The sequence below is a fragment of the Acinetobacter lanii genome (assembly GCF_011578285.1).
Classification (GTDB): domain Bacteria; phylum Pseudomonadota; class Gammaproteobacteria; order Pseudomonadales; family Moraxellaceae; genus Acinetobacter; species Acinetobacter lanii.
The window spans coordinates 2,978,411-2,995,016 of sequence record NZ_CP049916.1 but is presented as its reverse complement, the minus strand read 5'-3'; the positions used below and the strand labels follow the sequence as shown (position 1 = coordinate 2,995,016).

Here is a 16,606-nt window from a genome sequence, read left to right as displayed (position 1 = left end):
AAAGGTTTTTATCAAAATTCGCTTTTTTTTTAAAGAAAATCAGAAAAATGCCTTATAATATTGCGCCGTGGTTGTTTAAGCGTAAATTGTGCTGAAAATAACGCCACAATTGTTGAATATTTTTCATGTTCTTTTGTCTAAATTGCATGCAAATTTGACCGCAAATCCTCACTTGTTTACTTCTTGCAAGGTCTGAAAACGATGAATGCTCCAGTCACTTTAACTCCTGAGTTGCTTACCCAATTAACTGCAATTGTGGGTGAAAACCGTATTAAAACTGATGCAGACAGTCTGCAAAATTGGGGTCGTGACCATACCAAGCACTTCGATCCAAATCCATCGGTGATCGTTTTCCCATCCTCAACAGAACAAGTGCAAGCGATTGTTAAACTTGCCAATGCGTTTAATGTCGCTGTCACACCAAGTGGCGGTCGTACCGGTTTATCGGCGGGTGCGGTTGCAGCCAATGGTGAAATCGTGGTGAGTATGGATAAGATGAACCAAATCTTGGAATTCTTCCCAGCAGATCGTATGGTGCGTGTGCAAGCGGGTGTGGTGACTGAACAGCTTCAGAACTATGCTTCCGATCAGGGCATGTATTATCCAGTCGATTTTGCTTCTGCGGGTTCATCACAAATTGGCGGTAACATCGGCACTAATGCCGGTGGGATTAAAGTGATCAAATATGGCATGACCCGTAACTGGGTGCTCGGTCTGACTGTGGTTACGGGTAAAGGTGATGTGCTTCGTCTAAACAAAGGCATGATCAAGAACGCAACCGGTTATGCACTGCAACACTTATTCATCGGTGGTGAAGGTACACTGGGCTTAGTGACTGAAGCGGAAATCAAGTTAGAGCGTCAACCGCAAGACTTACAAGTGATGGTACTCGGTGTGCCTGACTTTGATGCAATTATGCCGCTGCTACATGCATTCCAAGCGAAAATTGATTTAACAGCGTTCGAGTTCTTTGGTGAACTTGCGATGCAAAAAGTGTTGGCAAATGGTCATGTTCAACGTCCGTTTGAAACTGAATGTCCTTTCTATGTATTGCTTGAGTTTGAAGCGCCGTTTGAGCCAATTATGGACAAGGCGATGGAAATTTTTGAGCACTGCATGGAACAGGGTTGGGTGCTTGATGGCGTGTTAAGCCAGAGCCTTGATCAAGTGGAAAGTTTATGGCGTTTACGTGAAGACATTTCTGAGTCGATTGCACCATTTACCCCATACAAAAATGACATTTCAGTGCTGATCACGCACGTGCCTGCATTCATTAAAGAAATTGATGCGATTGTGAATGAGAACTACCCTGACTTTGAAATTTGCTGGTTCGGTCATATTGGTGACGGTAACTTGCACTTAAACATCTTAAAACCTGAAAACTTGAGTAAAGATGAATTCTTTGGCAAATGTCAGGTGGTGAACAAATACGTGTTTGAAACCGTGAAAAAATACGATGGTTCAATTTCAGCAGAACATGGTGTCGGTATGACCAAAAAGCCTTACCTTGATTACACCCGTTCAGCAGAAGAAATTGGATACATGAAAGCCTTAAAACAAGTGTTCGATCCAAATGGCATTATGAACCCAGGTAAGTTATTCGATCTATAAGATCACCTCGTAAACGTTGTTTACGCATAAGCGCATTTTTCGAAATGCGCTTTTTATTTTTTATGAGGCTAAATAAATCAAACAAACTCGCACTTTTGTTCTTGTGCAAAACAAGGCAAGCTAGGGGGATAGATTTGATAAAGAATGGATTTTAGGATGATGTTTCGTTTAGTTGCTGTGTCGGCAATGTGTTTGGGTATGTTGTCGGGCTGTGCCACTACGCAGAATTTAGTCAGTAAAGTAAGTAGTTCGGATACGCCATTGGCACAAGTCTTAAAAGAGCGCTCAGATTTACGTAAGAATTTAAGTACGGTTGAAATCCGTCAGTACTTTAACAATGTTGAGTCGCCAACAGCCGCAGAAGTGAAAGTGACAGAAACGGGTTTATTGGATGATTCGGTTCGTTCAATTCGTACAGTCTATAGTTTTAAACATATTCAAGATGACTGGAAGTTGGTGAATACCAAGAAAGAGTACCAATGTAATCGTGGCTCGAATAAAGGTTTCCAAACCAATCGATGTCCTTGATTTGGTTTAAAAAGCTCAAGAAATAATGCTTGTAAATTAAGCGATTATGTCGCATAAAAGCGTATCAATATTGGTGCGCTTTTTGCATTTTGGGGACTCTATGAAACAATTAGAAATTAACGAAATAATTCGTGAGATTAATGAAAAGTCTATTGTATTTGTGGAATTAGAAAAAGAGCTTGAAAATTATCCTACTATTCGAAAAATAGAGCGACAACTTACCAATCCTGACAATGAATGGAAATATTTATATCACTTAGGAAATAAGACAGGCTTAAGAGACTGGCTAGATGTTTTGTCAGAGATTTATTATCAAATTGATGTTAAAAAGCCTTCAGAGTTAAAACCAATTTTAGAAAAATTAGAATTAGTTTCAAGGAAATTACTTGCGCTAATACAAGAGTCTCTGAATATAGAAGAAATTAGCTCTGATGATTTGAAGTTTGCTTCTGATTTAACAAAATATTTACGTCAATATAAAAATTTTAGATTCCTAACAACAGAGCTAAATGATTTTAAAAAAGAAATTAGTAAAGTTACAAATACTTTAAATAATTTGAATGTAGAAAATGACAACTTAGAAAGAATAAAAAATTCTTTAAGTTCTAGTCTTACCGAAAGTGAAGATATATTAAAAGATCTAAAAGATAAGAAAGCATTTTTAAATAATCTCACAGATGAAATAACGAATAGCGAGATTAAAACGTTATATGACAAAATTCATGAGGACGAAAAGACGTTAGCAGATCTGTACAGAAATTGGGCATTAGGTATTTTTGCAATAGTTGGAATCATTCTCGTACTAGGTTTTATGAATATTTCTATTCAAAATTGGAATCATTTAAAAGATAGTAGTTATATACATATTCCATTGGGTTGGGAAAGCTTAATCAAAACTCTAATGCTATTCAGCTTAACCACCCCCGCTTGGTATCTGACTCGTGAATCTTCAAAACATCGGAAAGTAGCTTATAAAGCACAGATGTTAGGGACAGAGCTTGCTTCTTTTCCACTGTATGTGCGTGAATTCAAAGATGAGGATCGATTAGAACTTCGAAAACAATTAGCAGATCGTTTCTTTGGACAGGAACTCTATAGCGATGTGAAAAATTCAACTTCTTCAGATAATTCATTAGGGCGTGTTCTCATTTCAAATAATGATGGTGTAAGCATAATTCGATCAGTGTAAAATCTACTTCTTATTCATTTTATTGATATTTTGAACATGACACGCCGAGTTATAACAGATGATATATGGTTGCAATTACAAGAAACAATGCAGCTTTATGGATGTTACCGCTCTAAAAACAGTAGAAATATCATGGAAGCCATATTTTGGAAGCTGCGCACTGGAGCAACTTGGCGCGATATCCCTGAAGACTTATGTCCTTGGCAAACGGCTTATAATCGATTTAATCGTTGGGCTATTAAGGGCTTGTGGGATAAGTTTTTTTTAGCTTACGAGGAACATTGGATACAGAATGGGTATTCATTGATGGAAGCTACATCCGCGCTCATCAGCATGCAAGTGGAGCTAGGTACGGTGAAAATAGAGCAATTGGAAGCTCAAGAGGCGGAGCAACTACAAAAATACACTTGGCCACCGATGCCAATGGATATCCGCTTGATTTTGAAATCACTGGAGGTGAAGTCCACGACAGTCAAGTTGCACCGCGGTTAATTGACTTGATTGGGAGTGCTGAATATTTGGTAGCAGATAAGGGTTATGACTCTGAAAAAATTAGAGAATATGCTAGAAATCACGCCATGATTGCAGTTATTCCTAGAAAATCCAATAGCGCCAAAAGCAATCCTGAATTTGATGCTTACTTATATAAGCTACGCCATTTAGTAGAAAATGCCTTCGCACGCTTAAAGCATTTTCGTAGCATAGCAACAAGATTTGATAAATTAGCGAGAAATTATAAAGCCATGCTTAGACTCGCCTGTATATTTATTTGGTGTAAAGCCAAATGAGAACACACCCTAGAGCAAATCAAATTAATGACCGAAGCCAATAAAGTTTTAGCTGAAGCTTTAAAAGTTAAAAAAGCTACGGATTAAATAGAACATACTGATTCTGAAAATCAACAAGCACATTGAATCTTAAAGGTCTATGTTCGATAGACCACCAACTGATTTTACAGAGTAAAAAACACAACTCTGCTACACTGCCTGCTATATTTCAATAACGACCCGATTTGATCATGTGCATCGGGCAGTGAGCTTAATTTTTTTTCATGCAAAGTCCAAAAACAACACCCCTAAACCGTGCCACGTTTATGTTTCCATTGGCATTGGTGCTTTTCGAATTTTCGGTTTATATCTGCAATGACTTGGTTCAGCCTGCCATGCTCGCCATTACCCAAGAGTTTGGTGTGAGTAGCACTTGGGCACCTTCTTCTATGTCCTTTTTCCTGTTGGGTGGGGCATGTGTCGCATGGTTACTCGGTCCAATGTCAGATCGCTTAGGACGTAAAAAAGTCCTGTTGGGCGGTGTGCTGTTCTTTGTGGCCTGTTGTTTACTGATTTTATTCACCACGACCATTGAAAGTTTTTTAGTGTTTCGCTTTTTACAAGGTTTTGGACTGAGTGTCATTGGCGCAGTGGGTTATGCAGCCATTCAGGAAACCTTTGAAGAACGAGATGCGATTAAAGTCATGGCACTCATGGCCAATGTATCGTTGCTTGCACCATTGCTCGGTCCTGTGGTGGGTGCATTTATGATTGATCATGTCTCGTGGCATTGGGGCTTTATTGGCATTGCTTTTTTAGCCAGCCTCAGTTGGTTTGGACTGAAAGCCAAAATGCCCGATCCGCATATCAGTCGACCGAAACAACCCTTAAGCTATGTCTGGGATGACTTTAAACAGGTCTATAAGAACAAACAGTTTTTGGTGCTGAGTTTATCCATTCCCATGATTTGTATGCCGCTCATGCTTTGGATTGCCTTGTCCCCTGTGATTTTGGTGGAGCAATTAAAACTCACTAGCATGCAATATGGTTTGGCGCAGTTTCCGGTATTGGGCGGTTTGATCTTGGGTAATATCGTGCTGATGAAAATCATCGACAAATGGGCACTCGGTCAAACCATTTTGCTTGGCATTCCTTTGATGCTCATCGGTACACTGATTATTTTTGCAGGACTGTTTGTGCCTGACTATTTTGTGTGGGCGTTGATTATTGGGATGACCTGTATCAGCTTTGCCGAAGGGATTAGTTTTTCAGTGTTATACCGCTTTGCTCTGATGTCCTCAGAAGTTTCCAAAGGCACTGTGGCTTCAGCACTGTCGATGCTGATGATGTTTGCCTTCTTTATCATTATTGAGGTGGTGCGTATGCTGTATGAAGCCTACCATTTACCTGCTTTTAGTTTGGCGTGTTTAGCTTTAATTTTGATGTGGTTTAGCTTCCCAAGACAGATGCTGAAAAAAGTGATGCAACAACGAGCTGAAGTAGGGCAGTTTTAATCTTCTGAATCTGCTAGGCAAAAGTAAAAAACCACGTCATCACGTGGTTTTTTATTGAGATCGAATTCAGTTGTTTATTTGTCTAATTGTCCCATCATCGCATCGACTTCAGCTTTATTTGGCTCATAGGTACAGCCCAATATGCTCATGGGAGATTTTCCAGTCATTTCAGACAACACTTGTTTGATATAAAACGTAAAACGATCGGCTGTGGCAGGCTCAGTTTTTATCAGCTTCTCTCCTCTAAATAGTGGAATACCGACAAAATCAGGATGTTCTTGAATGCTTAATGCTTTGGCGAAAGGTTGATAGTCGGTATTGCGATAGACCGCCACCACACCTTGACCTGCAAGCGCAACTTCTTGAGTCGGATGTCCATATACATCTAAAGGCTGTTTATTTTGATAAATATACAAAAAGGGCTGATTGGCATCGTCTTTACGTTGCCAACCGAGTTGCTTGAAATGTTGTTCATAGTCTTCTGTAAATGCTCTAAAGTCATCGACACTGGCTTTGCATTCGATTAAATTTTTGAGATTTTCCGTACTAAAACTGTCATGTGATGAAGCCATTGCTTGGATTGAAACGGTCAACACAAGTGGGCTAATTAATGTCTTTAAGTGAGTTGTTATAGGCATTATTTAATCTCTAATTCTAATAAATGGGTTCTGAGTTTGATCAGCTCAGGTAGTGTTTCTAAGAGTAAACTAATCTGCTTGAGTGCCAATAACAGGTTATCGGATAAACTCGTAACTTGGCTGAGGTGTTGAATCTTAGTTAAAGTGTCTTGAAGAGTGGGTATGTCTAAAGCTTGATGCTGAATCAGTGCCTGCTGCAAAGTGCTTTGACAGGCCTGTAATAATTCAAGGATCTGAGCATCATTGACTTGTTCACGGTGACTGCCCAAAGCCGAGACATAACTGAGTTGACTGTGGCTATAGACCAAATAGCGAAAAGCAGTATGGATCAGCGCCTGATTGGGATTCGGTTCAGTACTCAAACTTGAAATCATACTCGACAATTCAATCTGAGCATTGTGCGCATTACGCCGCGCAGCACGATACGCCGTGCCATTGTTACGACCTGTTTGGTACTGCTCAATCACCGCATTGAAATAAGCCAAAGTGGCTTGGGTACTTTTGCTCATGGTCTTGGAAATATTGCGGAAGTTCCAGTCCGGCCAAATAAAACTGACCGCAAACCATGCCAAGCCACAGCCAATGAGGGTGTCGATAATTCTCGGCAAAATAATGCTATAGCCTGCGCCTTTTAAGTTGAAAATCAACAAGACCATCAGTGTCGCCATGAGGGTGGCAATGGCGTATTTCTTGGCTCTGAGATAGAAGAAATACACCCCTGCAACAATGGTCAGTACCAATTGCCCCTCAATACTCGGCACGAAATATAGCAGTGGAATACCGAGCAGTACCCCTAGAAGCGTACCCAAAGTCCGCATTTTTAAACGGCTTTTGGTGGCAAAATAACTGATCTGACAGACAAATAAACTGGTCAGCAAAATCCAATAGCCATTTTTGGCAAAGGGTAAAAGTGAGATTGCATAACCGACTGCGAATACAAAGGCGATACGCACGGCATGTCGAAACAGTGCGGACTGGGGGCTTAAGTTCTGTTTGAGTCTGTACCAAACCTCTTCGGCACTGTGCAGATCATCATCCAGCAGTTGAAAATTATCTTGAGCTGAATGTGTTGGGTCAATCGAATGCTGTATCTCTGTATTTTTATGCGCTGTACTGAGGCTTTGCTGCTCTGCAAGATGGGCAAATTGCTGATGCACACTGCGTAAATTACTCAGCACCAAGCCTAGATTTTTCACTTCCATATTCTGTGGATTTTGTTGAATCCACTCCGCTAAAGAGTGTTCCAAATTCGCTAAAGGTTCTACATCATCGAGCGGTAAGCGCAACACGTGCTGGTTTAAAATAGACTGTGCCAATGCCTGACAATTCAATGCCTGTAATCGAATGTTTTTTTGAAAGCGATAGATCAGGTCGGTTCGACTAAAATTGTGCTGAATATGTTCATAATGCAAATAGTTTGAGGCGGTTTGTTCATGCATATCTTGGGCAAAGAAATACAGATTCAGCCAGTAAATGGTGTTTTGATTGGCACGTGAGGCTTTGAGTCGGGTCATCAAAGACGCTTTGCTTTGATTCAAGCTGTGGACGACTTGGCTATTTTGTAAAGACACCTCATAGAGCAGTTGTTCAACATTGGCCTTATTGTCAGGGTCAAACAGCTTGGCTTTGGCAAACAGTAAGGTTGCAATTTCATTGAAGCAAGCTGCTAAATTGTCCTGCACTGCTTGGGTGGGCTTGAGCAGATAAAATAGGATTGAGGTCAGTCCATACCATAGTGCACCACAGACAAAATAACTCGGTTGTAGATACCATGCGGCATATTCACCCAAACCGAACATGGTATAAATCGACAGCAACACCGTACCAAAGGAAATCGTGGCATAACGTGGTCCGAGTGCGCCCATCAGCATCAAAGCGGCACTGGATAAAGACAGATAAATCAGAAATAAAAGTTTATAGGGATGCAGTAGATCTAAAATGCTACTCACCGCAAAAAACAACACGCAAACATAGCTTAAGTTACGCAGTCGAAGACTCAGCCGATCATCAAAGTCGGTCAGGGCGGCTGCAATGGCGCCAAGGGTGATCGGAACAATGAGTTGTTCAAAACCCAAAAACAATAAGCCGAGCGTAGTGCCTGACAGGACAATCAGCATCTGCAAACAGTACAGCAGAGTGGAATTGGCTTTAAAAATCGCAATTGATTTTAGATTCACATTGATCCTGTATTCTCAGTTTTTATTTGGCCTTCGGTTTTATCGTTTACTTTTTCGTTTGCTCTTGAGTGCCCATCTAAAGCTTAAATATATATATAGCAGATATTTGATATACAAAGATCATTCCATAACCATGTCATAGACTGCAATTCAGGTTTATTTTTATCATTTGAATAGCGATAGCGCATAAAAAAAGCCCGACGAATCGGGCTTTTTGATTGTGTTTTGCGAGTGAATCAATGGGTGTTTAGCTTGAATTGGCTGATCATCGAGTAAGGGTTAATGGCTTCAATTAACGAATCACACCACAGGCAATACGGTCACCGCCACCGCCCAATGGTTTTGGATGGTCAGAGTAGTTGTCACCGCCGGCATGTACCATAATCGCTAAACCTTGAACTTTGTCCAAAGTTAAACGAGGTGCGATCACTGTGGTTTTTGCTACACCGTTTGAATCGACATTCAGTACCGGTAAGTCACCCATGTGACCATCGTTTGGCGTGCCATGTCCTGCTACATTTTCAGGGTTAAAATGACCACCCGCTGCAAAGGCTGCGCCGATTTTTCCATCCTTTTCAGCCGGGTCACATGAGCCTTTTTCATGAATATGAAAACCGTGGAAACCTGCCGGTAAGTTTTTCAAATCGGTTTTAATCACGAGACCTTCAGTACTGTCTTGAAAGCTGATTTGACCGATTTTTTCCCCAACACCTGCCGGACTGACCGCATTAACGTGAATGGTTTGAACAGGTGCGTGCGATGTTTTAGTCGTGGTATTGGGAGTGGGAGTGGTACAAGCACTCAATGCGAGACCTACACAGGCACATAGTGCCGATACTTTTAAACGATTTGATGAGGTGAATACCGATTTAAACTGAGAGAACATGAGCTATCCTTATTGTGCTTATCTATGATTTAGATTCAAACAAAATAAACCTCTTGAAACAACCCGAATCATGAGGGGATTGTATGAGTTTATTAACATCTGCACATTTAAATAACACATTGTATTATTTCAGTTCAGGTTCATCATCCGCATCATAAATCATACTGGCTTTCGGCATCGGTTCAGGCTCAACCGTTTCATTCAACCATTCACGCCAAATCGCAAGTAATACCGCCAAAATCACCGGCCCTATAAATAAACCGACCAAGCCAAAACTGGCCAAACCACCCAAGACCCCAAACATAATCAGCAAGAACGGAATTTGGGTTGCGCCTGAAATCACCAAGGGACGAATCACGTTATCGGCAGTACTGACGATACACACGCCCCAAGCCATCACGCCAAAGGCTTCAACGGTATGCCCTTGTGAGAACAACCATAGACTGACTGAACCGTAAGCCAAAGGAGGACCAAAGGGAATCAGGGCCATCAAGAAGGTCATAATGGTCAGCACCATGGGATTCGGTACACTGGCAAAGTAATAACTGACGCCTGCCAACAGCGCTTGCGCCACCGCCGTTAGACCCACGCCATAGACCACCGCACGGGTGGTTTCAGAAATGGTGTCAATATAATGCTGAATACGTGGGCCAATGACTTTTTCTAAGGCTTTACTGACTTGATGCACAATGGTTTGCCCATCTCGATAAAAGAAGAACAAACACATAATCGAGAAACCGAGTTTAACCAAATTACGCGTGATTTCCCCCAACACAAACTTACCGTAGTTCAGATGCCCCTGTACCCACACACTGATGTTGCTAAACAACGAACTTGGATCGGCATTGATGTCACGCACCACACGACTGATTTCTTTACCCACGATCGGCAACTGACGAATCAAATCCGGTACGGCCAAATGCCCAGATGCAAGCTGACGTTGCAAATCAAAAAACAGATTGCGTCCTTCATGTTGCAACAAGAAAATTGCGAAGGTAAACGGTAAACCGACAATCAGCACCAACATTGAGGTCATCAGCAAAGCGCTTAAAGATGGGCGTTGCTCTCCACACAGGCGTAAAATCCGTTTGTAAATTGGCCAAGTCATATAGGCAATAATGCACGCCCACAGCACAGGAACAATAAAGTATTTGATAATGTCATAGCCCAAATACAGGAGTATGAAAAACAAACCAAACAGTAAGCCACGTTGTAATGTTGGATTAAAATCTTGCACTGATGTCTCTGATCTCTTTGAGCAAGCGCACGTCATTTTCAGTAAATGAAGCAACGTGACTGCATTATATTATTTTCATCATATCTTAAAATCTGGTGAAACATAGATCTAAATACAGATCCTACTTTAAAACCAATCACTTGGATCATCTATTAAAGCATCCAATAGCGGTTGCCATTGTTGTTGTATTGCTAAGTAAACTTTCTGATTTTTATCAAAAATACTCAAACCTTGCATGGCTAAATTAGCATATGCGGCGCGTTCTGCAATCCATGCCACAGGCTGTTGCTCAATTTTGGCAAAAAATTGTTGAATATCTTTGGCACTTGCACCGGCAGGTTTGACCCGATTCGCCAACAGAAATACTTGCACTTTACCTTTACGAATCCGTTTAATGTCTTGGATATGTTTTAAGAAGCGTTTGGTACTGTCAATGTCAAAAAACGAGGGTTGTAGGGGGGTCACAATGGCATGGCATTCACTGATCAACTGTTCGGCATGTTCACCTGTCACCGCACCGGGTGCATCAATAATCAAATAATCCAAATTTTTTGGCGCATCACCAATTGATTTTTCATGACGCCAATCCAGACTTTGAATCGGTGTGGCGGTGGCAGGTCGATGCTTCAACCATTGCAAGGCTGATTTTTGATTGTCGGCATCTGCCAAAGCGACTTTATAGCCTTTTTGTGCCAATGCGGTGGCTAAACTGATTGCTGTTATTGTTTTGCCGCAGCCACCTTTTTGATTTGCGATGAGTATTGTTTTCATGAGCTACAAAATATCAATAAGCCAATAAGGGTCGATTCTAGCTTAGCACTAAATTTGTGCACAGAGTCGATGCATGACAAAAGATTCGTTGTTGTTTAGAGTAAGCCCAGTTTGAGTCTAAAGTATAAAGAGAAGAACCATGTCCATCTGGATGGCAATGTTGATTGGGGCGTGTATCGGTGTGGTCTTGACCACGATGGTTTTATCCAACACCCGCAATGGCAAAATAAAAGCAGAATATGAACAGTATATTGCAGAACTTGAATTGGAGCATCAGCAGGCGTTAACGGCAGCGCAAAAACGCAGTGTCAATACCAGTCGTGCCGTGTTAAAAGGAAAAATGGCAGAGCAACTGGCACCGATTATGCCTGAGTTTCGTTATTTACCCAGCGATGCTAAGTTTTTAGGCGATCCAATCGATTACGTGGTGTTTGATGGCTACAGCGACTTTCGAGATGGCGAGGGTTCGGCTGAAGATATTGAAGTGGTCTTGATTGATATTAAAAGTGGCGGCGCACGGTTGACCAAAGGGCAAGTTGCGATTGCGCAAGCGATTCGAGAGGGGCGGGTGCGCTTTGAAACTATTCGTATCGATTTTGATGATGTTTAAGGGAGTCTGATGCCATTATCAGCTCCATTTGCCACAGCGCATATTTCGTCAAATTTGTCAGTCATCAGACAAAAAAGCGACTAAACTCAAATAGATTGTTACGTATTACTTATTTTCATTTCCGTTTTAGCTTCTATATTGAAAGGACAAGATTTGAAGTCATTTTAAATTGCAAATTGTGAATTTCGAAGTGTAAGCAGGTCATCGTAATTCGACTGTTTTGAAGTCCGAATGCGTTTGAAGGGGAAGGAACATGCAAATGAACATCCAGCAACAGATCAAAGCCCACATCAAGGCGACTGCCACTGTAGAAACAACATCGGCTTATTCAGCAAAATCAAAGCTTAAACAGCGGAGTCAGCAGTTTTTCTATGCCCTCACTTTGGCGTGTACTGCCTTTGCGGTACAGGCACAGCAAACGCCTGAATTTAACATTGCCAATGGACTTCCGCCCGTTTCCAAAGATCAAAAGATTTCAGTGCTTGAACCTTTTTCAGGGGAATTTCGTATTTTGGGTTCAAAAATTTATACCCAAGATGCCCAAGCGCGTTTCTCACCAATCGATTATGCAGTCACACGCGGTATTTTTACCGAGCCGGAAATTGCACGACAAATCTCGATTAATCAGTATGACCGTTTTCTGAATTGGCGGATGGCGAAACCGCCGATTCCACCGAAATTAGCGACACAGTTGGTGAGTAATATGCATATTATTCCAGCGAATCCTGAAGTGGCAAAAGAAATCAAAAAGGTGAAACGAGGAGATTTGGTACGGATTAAAGGAGAGTTGGTTCAAGTCAATGCCAAAGACTTGGTGTGGAAATCGGCTTTGGACTGGAATGGGGTTGGCGATGGCGCATGTAAATTGGTGCGGGTCGATTCAATCAAATGGGTCGAGAAGCAGAATATTTAAGGCAATGCTTAACAGGTCATTCTATTGGGTCTTAAGTTATACATGGATGCCCTTAATTTAAACCGACAGTACGAATTTAATCTTGAGTAAATTCAATCTTATATTGATTTAAAATTGAGCGATTTTAGAAAAACTGCTATGCTTCAGCCGATGACAGCGCCATCAAAACAGCACTGAAATGCTCTCGAAACAGCATGTAATCGCTCATAACTTTATTCGGTCATAGGTTTAGATCATCCTGATGTTTAGGGATATGTGTAAATGTCGTGGTGGTGAGGGTTGATCGAGATGGCGCGTGATTCAGCATTCCCTCAATAAAAAATGATGAGTATATGTAAATGAAAAGTATGGTGTTGTTGGCAACAATGGTATTGAGTTTGGGACTGACTGCCTGTCAGAGCTCATCGACCAACGCACTTGAACAAACCCATCATTATTCATTGAATCAAAAATGCCCGACTTTATTGGTCATGAAAGTGGGCGAAGTGCTACAGTTTAATGTGCCTGAAAATCCAACCACAGGTTATCAGTGGACATTGTTACAACCGTTAAAATTGTTTAAAACCGAAGAAACCTATCAGCAAAAAGAAGCCGAAGAGGGCATGGTTGGTGTAGGCGGAGAGAAAACCTTCCGTTTTGTGGCACAGCAACCCGGACAGGAGTTAATAGAATTGGTGCATGTCCGTTCATGGGAAACCCATAAACAACCTGAACAACAATGGCAATGTCGTATTCGGGTGAATTAATCACGCAAGACTGACAACATTAAAAAATGAAGGGATCTGATGATCCCTTTTTTGATGTCTTGGCTTCGGCTGGTTATTGTGGGGTCTGTGCTTGCCAATGTTTTAACTGCGCTTGTGCTGTGTAATAGTCGCCCATGCCTTCAATGGCATCGGTTGGATTTTTCAGTTCATTTGAACCACTTTGATGTAATTCTTCATAGACTTTGGCTTGGTTTTCCCAGTATTGATAGAACAAACCTTGGATATAACGTCCTTGTTCGGTTTTTAATTCCAATTCTTTGAGCATATTTAAGGAGGATTGAATCAAATCACGCTTGCGTTGATGATTCATCTCATCGGTCAAGTTACCCTGTGCTTCAAGTTGCTTGAGTTCATTTTCTAAATCGTTGGTCATACGATTAAAGTTTTGCTCATAGTCATTGAGCAAGGCAATATCATGCGCATCTTGCTGCGTCACTGCAAATTTTTTCACGGGTTTCGTTTCAATTTGATGTTTCAGTTCATCCGAAGCATCGACTGACTCAGCGCCTTGTTTAGGTTCAGCAATATTTTTTTCAGAAGAGCAGGCGCTGATCAAGCAGCAACTACTGATCGCTACTGCCATGAACAGTCGAGGGTTAAGGTTGAAATTCATGCTGCTCTCCTTGATGCGTTATTGTGTTTATGATCTGGATTCATTTTAAATCAATACCGGTTGTTCAGATAGGATCAGTTTAATTGAGCAAGCTGAAGCTCAGATGAAGCATTTAAGCTTGTGCGGCGTCTTGCCTGTATCATTGTGCCTATTCTTATCTTGAGTGTTGAGCCGATTGAGCAACGGGTCTATTCATATTGCATCATTTATTGTGCTTGATAGTGAAATGCATAAGTCAAATAAGGAAACTCAATCTGATCTTGGGCTGTTTTGCCTGTATATTGCTGCACAATAGCTTCAAACTGTCGCTTCATGTCTCGTTGTTGCTGTACGGGCATCGCTGCAATGAAACTGGTCGACAATAATCGATTGGAAACCACCTCTTCAACCGTACCACGCTGTTGCTGAAAGAAGACTTTTTGTCCTTCAAATTTAAACAGCGATTGTTGTTCAAATACTTTTTGCCATTGGTGGCTATGAAAACGAGGCGTGTCTCCCTCGAAATCTTTCAGAAAATCAGCCAAAGCTTTAACCCAATCTACACTTTCATCACGTTGGTTCCAAATCAAACCAAGGCTGGCATTCGGTTTTAATAAACGGTGCATTTCTGTCAAGGTTTCAAGGTTGGCAAACCAATGAAAGGATTGTGCGCATAAAATAGCGTCAATACTGTTGGATTTTAGTGGAATCTGATGACTCGAGGCTTGTTGGACTTGTACTTCAGGATGTACTATTTTCAATTGTTCCAGCATTTCTGCGATCGGTTCAACCGCAATCACATTCGGCGTTGCCTGGGTTAAATAATCTAAAAATTTTCCTGTACCCGCACCTAAATCTAAGGCTGTGGCATGCGGTGTTATTTTTAAATCTTCAATCAGCCAATGTACGATTTCTTGTGGGTAATTTGGACGGACACGTTGATAAAGTTCTGCGGCAGAACTAAACCCTTGCTCAGCAGCTGGATGTAATGAATGTGTCATATTTTGCGCTTTCTAATCTGAGTCGTATCTATAAAATATGGCATTTGGTGTGATGAATAGGCAAGTTGCTATTTATTAATTTTGCAAACAAACGTTATGAGAGCCTTGTCGGAATTGCAATGGATAAGCAAATAGTATTTGAAGACGAACACATCAGAGCAATTTATTTAAAAGGGTCTTCTGATACTTTGGTATTGTCTTTCGGGGATTTAATCACTCGTGCCAAAGGCAATTCAATCAATGCAGAAAAGTCATTAAGTAAGTACGAATATAGTGTGATTGGCATTATGCCCAAACAAAAGTCATGGTTTCCTCATGACAGTATGATGGGCGTATTGAACGCGGTACAGGGAATTTTGGCAGAGTATACGCGTGTTGTGTCCTATGGCGGTTCCATGGGCGGATATGCTGCGATTAAATATGCAAAACCCTTTGGTATGAATCGAGTGGTGGCGATGGTGCCACAGTATTCGATTAATCCATTGGAGGTCGAAGACCGCCGTTATACCGATTTTTATGATGCCAACGTCAATGGTGATATGCGCATTCAGGCGCAAGATGTGGTTGCTGACTGTGAATATATTATTGTCTATGACCCATACTTTGACTTGGATCGTGAGCATTACGAAAAAATCAAACCGCTGATTCCACAGTTACATACCTTGCATCTGCCTTATACTGGCCATGATGCGATTGCGGTTTTGGCCAATTCAGCACTGTTGCATGATTTTATTCAACATCCTTTTGACTCGACTTATTTTTACAAGCAGATTCGTGCAGTCAAAAAGAACAGCAAGTTTTATTACCGCAGTGTGATTGCACATTCATTGGGTGCACACAATGAAGCTTTGGGCGATATTCTGAAATCCATCGATTTACAACTCGACAGCAGTTTTTTCGATGCCAGCCTGAAGCAAACCATTACTCGCATTTTATTGAACAATAAGCGGGTGGATGAGCAAGATCTACAAAAGCTCGGGATTGCGATCAATTTGCCTTTTGAAGAGCGAACTCAGTTACAAGACAGCTTTGGCAAAGTGCTGGTGTTTAATGTGATCACGCAGAAGTTAGAAAGTTATGATCAGCAGGTGATTGATGTAAATGGTAAATACATCATTCCTTTGCATGTAGAACATACAGGTCTAGCAACCGTCGTGGTGAAAAAGCAAACCTATCTGATTTGTATGAATGACCGCCGTGTCACTAAGCTGTTTAAAGCCGAAGATGAGTTATCTTCAGATATGAATCCGTTACTGATTAAGAAAGGAATGGGTTTTTACAGTGTGAGCTATAAACAGCTTTATATGCATTGTGATGAACAGGGCAATTGTTTATTTGAATCAGACAGTTTGAGCGATGCCCACAAATTTATTGTGGCTTAACTCGGCATACGTTCTAGACATAA

General features: G+C 41.2%; 16 protein-coding genes. 9 read left to right on the top strand and 7 right to left on the bottom strand.

Annotated elements, in window-relative coordinates; all coding sequences use genetic code 11:
* The first annotated feature begins 201 nt into the window (after nt 1-201).
* From G8D99_RS13605 to craA, 5 genes are all read left to right on the top strand, one after another.
* Nucleotides 202-1,611, top strand: coding sequence for an FAD-binding oxidoreductase (locus tag G8D99_RS13605; RefSeq protein WP_166326804.1), 1,410 nt, complete (start codon nt 202-204; stop codon nt 1,609-1,611).
* Nucleotides 1,612-1,770: 159 nt separating this feature from the next.
* On the top strand, nt 1,771-2,139 hold the full coding sequence (locus tag G8D99_RS13600; protein ID WP_166327785.1) for a hypothetical protein: 369 nt from the start codon (nt 1,771-1,773) through the stop codon (nt 2,137-2,139).
* A gap of 100 nt (nt 2,140-2,239) precedes the next feature.
* Nucleotides 2,240-3,328, top strand: a complete 1,089-nt coding sequence (locus G8D99_RS13595; RefSeq protein ID WP_166326802.1) for a hypothetical protein — start codon at nt 2,240-2,242, stop codon at nt 3,326-3,328.
* A gap of 36 nt (nt 3,329-3,364) precedes the next feature.
* Nucleotides 3,365-4,116, top strand: a protein-coding gene (locus G8D99_RS13590) for an IS5 family transposase (protein WP_166324527.1) whose coding sequence is annotated in 2 segments (ribosomal slippage) — nt 3,365-3,587 and nt 3,587-4,116 — 753 coding nt in all. Because the reading frame shifts where the segments join, the coding sequence is not laid out codon by codon here.
* 263 nt (nt 4,117-4,379) lie between these two features.
* Complete coding sequence (gene craA / locus G8D99_RS13585; RefSeq protein WP_166326800.1) at nt 4,380-5,609, top strand: chloramphenicol efflux MFS transporter CraA; 1,230 nt, start codon at nt 4,380-4,382, stop codon at nt 5,607-5,609.
* 74 nt (nt 5,610-5,683) lie between these two features.
* Here craA and G8D99_RS13580 read toward each other — a convergent pair whose 3' ends face one another.
* The 5 genes from G8D99_RS13580 to G8D99_RS13560 form a co-directional block, all read right to left on the bottom strand.
* Nucleotides 5,684-6,247 carry a hypothetical protein gene (locus G8D99_RS13580; RefSeq protein ID WP_166326798.1) on the bottom strand — a complete coding sequence of 188 codons (564 nt, stop codon included), beginning with the start codon at nt 6,245-6,247 and terminating at the stop codon, nt 5,684-5,686.
* Nucleotides 6,247-8,430: a YccS family putative transporter gene (gene yccS / locus G8D99_RS13575; protein ID WP_406741524.1), complete on the bottom strand. Its 2,184-nt coding sequence runs from the start codon at nt 8,428-8,430 to the stop codon at nt 6,247-6,249. The genes G8D99_RS13580 and yccS overlap by 1 nt, the downstream gene beginning before the upstream one ends.
* Nucleotides 8,431-8,716: 286 nt before the next feature.
* Nucleotides 8,717-9,310 (bottom strand): superoxide dismutase family protein, encoded by a 594-nt coding sequence (gene sodC, locus G8D99_RS13570; RefSeq protein WP_166326796.1) that lies wholly within the window; start codon nt 9,308-9,310, stop codon nt 8,717-8,719.
* 124 nt (nt 9,311-9,434) lie between these two features.
* A complete protein-coding gene (locus G8D99_RS13565) occupies nt 9,435-10,547 on the bottom strand; it encodes an AI-2E family transporter (RefSeq protein WP_166326794.1) in 1,113 nt (370 codons plus the stop codon).
* A gap of 126 nt (nt 10,548-10,673) precedes the next feature.
* A complete protein-coding gene (locus G8D99_RS13560; RefSeq protein WP_166326792.1) occupies nt 10,674-11,318 on the bottom strand; it encodes a ParA family protein in 645 nt (214 codons plus the stop codon).
* Between the two features lie 139 nt (nt 11,319-11,457).
* On the opposite strand from G8D99_RS13560, the gene G8D99_RS13555 reads away from it, so the two are divergent.
* The 3 genes from G8D99_RS13555 to G8D99_RS13545 all read left to right on the top strand — a co-directional run bounded on the left by G8D99_RS13555 (nt 11,458) and on the right by G8D99_RS13545 (nt 13,587).
* Entirely contained in the window at nt 11,458-11,928 is a 471-nt protein-coding gene (locus G8D99_RS13555) for a Holliday junction resolvase-like protein (protein WP_166326790.1), read from the top strand.
* Nucleotides 11,929-12,181: 253 nt separating this feature from the next.
* Nucleotides 12,182-12,841 (top strand): hypothetical protein, encoded by a 660-nt coding sequence (locus G8D99_RS13550; protein ID WP_227554329.1) that lies wholly within the window; start codon nt 12,182-12,184, stop codon nt 12,839-12,841.
* 338 nt (nt 12,842-13,179) lie between these two features.
* Nucleotides 13,180-13,587, top strand: coding sequence for a protease inhibitor I42 family protein (locus tag G8D99_RS13545; RefSeq protein ID WP_166326788.1), 408 nt, complete (start codon nt 13,180-13,182; stop codon nt 13,585-13,587).
* A gap of 73 nt (nt 13,588-13,660) precedes the next feature.
* On the opposite strand, the gene G8D99_RS13540 is transcribed toward G8D99_RS13545, so the two are convergent.
* Together G8D99_RS13540 and G8D99_RS13535 are read right to left on the bottom strand one after the other, a co-directional pair.
* Complete coding sequence (locus G8D99_RS13540) at nt 13,661-14,221, bottom strand: hypothetical protein (protein WP_166326786.1); 561 nt, start codon at nt 14,219-14,221, stop codon at nt 13,661-13,663.
* Between the two features lie 206 nt (nt 14,222-14,427).
* Nucleotides 14,428-15,201, bottom strand: a complete 774-nt coding sequence (locus G8D99_RS13535) for a class I SAM-dependent methyltransferase (RefSeq protein WP_166326784.1) — start codon at nt 15,199-15,201, stop codon at nt 14,428-14,430.
* Between the two features lie 119 nt (nt 15,202-15,320).
* On the opposite strand from G8D99_RS13535, the gene G8D99_RS13530 reads away from it, so the two are divergent.
* On the top strand, nt 15,321-16,583 hold the full coding sequence (locus G8D99_RS13530; protein WP_166326782.1) for a hypothetical protein: 1,263 nt from the start codon (nt 15,321-15,323) through the stop codon (nt 16,581-16,583).
* The last annotated feature ends 23 nt before the right edge of the window (nt 16,584-16,606 follow it).

Bases quoted from the DNA above. Each gene is read 5' to 3' on its own strand.
- G8D99_RS13530 (WP_166326782.1), top strand. From the start codon at position 15,321: ATGGATAAGCAAATAGTATTTGAAGACGAACACATCAGAGCAATTTAT.
- G8D99_RS13540 (WP_166326786.1), bottom strand. From the start codon at position 14,221: ATGAATTTCAACCTTAACCCTCGACTGTTCATGGCAGTAGCGATCAGT.
- G8D99_RS13535 (WP_166326784.1), bottom strand. From the start codon at position 15,201: ATGACACATTCATTACATCCAGCTGCTGAGCAAGGGTTTAGTTCTGCC.
- G8D99_RS13600 (WP_166327785.1), top strand. From the start codon at position 1,771: ATGTTTCGTTTAGTTGCTGTGTCGGCAATGTGTTTGGGTATGTTGTCG.
- craA (WP_166326800.1), top strand. From the start codon at position 4,380: ATGCAAAGTCCAAAAACAACACCCCTAAACCGTGCCACGTTTATGTTT.
- G8D99_RS13595 (WP_166326802.1), top strand. From the start codon at position 2,240: ATGAAACAATTAGAAATTAACGAAATAATTCGTGAGATTAATGAAAAG.
- G8D99_RS13545 (WP_166326788.1), top strand. From the start codon at position 13,180: ATGAAAAGTATGGTGTTGTTGGCAACAATGGTATTGAGTTTGGGACTG.
- G8D99_RS13560 (WP_166326792.1), bottom strand. From the start codon at position 11,318: ATGAAAACAATACTCATCGCAAATCAAAAAGGTGGCTGCGGCAAAACA.
- G8D99_RS13580 (WP_166326798.1), bottom strand. From the start codon at position 6,247: ATGCCTATAACAACTCACTTAAAGACATTAATTAGCCCACTTGTGTTG.
- G8D99_RS13555 (WP_166326790.1), top strand. From the start codon at position 11,458: ATGTCCATCTGGATGGCAATGTTGATTGGGGCGTGTATCGGTGTGGTC.
- G8D99_RS13605 (WP_166326804.1), top strand. From the start codon at position 202: ATGAATGCTCCAGTCACTTTAACTCCTGAGTTGCTTACCCAATTAACT.
- sodC (WP_166326796.1), bottom strand. From the start codon at position 9,310: ATGTTCTCTCAGTTTAAATCGGTATTCACCTCATCAAATCGTTTAAAA.
- G8D99_RS13550 (WP_227554329.1), top strand. From the start codon at position 12,182: ATGCAAATGAACATCCAGCAACAGATCAAAGCCCACATCAAGGCGACT.